Source organism: Isoptericola sp. NPDC060257 (assembly GCF_042726645.1).
GTDB classification, from domain to species: Bacteria; Actinomycetota; Actinomycetes; order Actinomycetales; family Cellulomonadaceae; genus Isoptericola; species Isoptericola nanjingensis.
Map to the genome: position 1 here is coordinate 1 of NZ_JBHXAW010000495.1, position 1,398 is coordinate 1,398.

The following is a 1,398-nucleotide window of genomic DNA, read 5'->3' on the forward strand; positions in this document are numbered from 1 at the left end:
GTCGCACCCGCGACCGGGCGCCGTCGTCATGTCCGGCCGGGCCGCCGTCACACCTCGCCGCGGCGTCTCGTCGTCACCGTGAGCAACCGATGACGAGACGGACCGAGGAGACGAGATGTCCGACGCAACGCAGGTCGTGGTGGTGGGCGGCGGGTACGCCGGGGTGATGGCGGCGAACCGGCTGACGGCGCGGGACGACGTGGCCGTGACGCTGGTGAACGCCCGCCCCGTGTTCGTGGAGCGGATCCGGCTGCACCAGCGGACCGCCGGGTCGCACGACGCGGTCGCGGACTACGGGGAGCTGCTGGCCGACGCCGTGCGGCTCCGGGTCGCGACCGCGGAGCGGATCGACGCCGACGGGCGGCGGCTCGTGCTCGCCGACGGCGACACCCTCGCCTACGACTACCTGGTGTACGCGGTGGGCAGCACGAGCGCCGCTCCCCAGGTGCCGGGGGCGGCGGAGCACGCGTACCCGCTGGCGAGCCTGGAGGAGGCGGACAGGCTGGCCCCGGCACTGGCCGCGGCCGGGCCCGGCGCGCGGGTGACGGTGGTGGGCGCGGGCCCGTCGGGCATCGAGGTGGCGTCCGAGCTGGCCGAGCAGGGCCGGGCGGTGACGCTGGTCTGCGGCGACCTGCTCGGGCCTTACCTGCACCCGAACGGCCGGCGGGCCGTCGCCGCCGCGCTCGCGCGGCTCGGTGTGGAGGTGGTCGCCGGACCCGGCGCCACCGTGACGGCGGTGACGGCGGACGCGGTGCAGCTCGCCGACGGCCGGGACCTGCCGAGCGACGTCACCATCTGGACCGTGGGCTTCGCCGTCCCGGACCTGGCCGCCCGCAGCGGCCTGACCACCGACGCGGAGGGGCGCCTGCGCACCGACGAGACGCTCACCAGCCTGGACGACGACCGCATCGTCGCCGCGGGCGACGCGGGCACGCCGTCCGGCCTGCCGTACCGGATGAGCTGCCAGGCGGCCGGTCAGCTCGGCGGTGCCGCCGCGGACACCGTGCTCGCCCGGCTCGCGGGGACGGAACCCGCGCCGGCCGCTGTCGGCTTCCTGGGCCAGTGCCTCAGCCTCGGCCGCGGGGTGGGCCTGTTCCAGTTCGCGAACCGCGGCGACGTCCCGGTGCGGGCGTTCCTCGGCGGGCGGCTGGGCGCGCGCGCCGGGGCCTGGCTCAAGGAGCTCGTGTGCCGCAGCACCGTGCTCCAGCTGACGTGGGAGGCGCGGCGGCCCGGCGTCCTCCGATACCCCTCGTTCGTCGGCGACCCGCGCCGCGCCGCGGCGCTGCGAGACCGGCGGCAGGAGACGGTGGCGCCCGACGTCGTGCCGACGGCCTCGGTGTAGCCCCGTCCCGAGCACGACGACGGCCGAGCCCCGGTGGAGGACCACCGGGGCTCGGC

The 1,398-nt window shown here is 77.5% G+C and carries 1 protein-coding gene; it reads left to right on the forward strand.

The window, feature by feature from the left end:
* Positions 1-115: 115 nt before the first annotated feature.
* Complete coding sequence (locus tag ACFWEK_RS21620) at positions 116-1,342, forward strand: NAD(P)/FAD-dependent oxidoreductase (RefSeq protein WP_430555376.1); 1,227 nt, start codon at positions 116-118, stop codon at positions 1,340-1,342.
* Positions 1,343-1,398 lie beyond the last annotated feature (56 nt).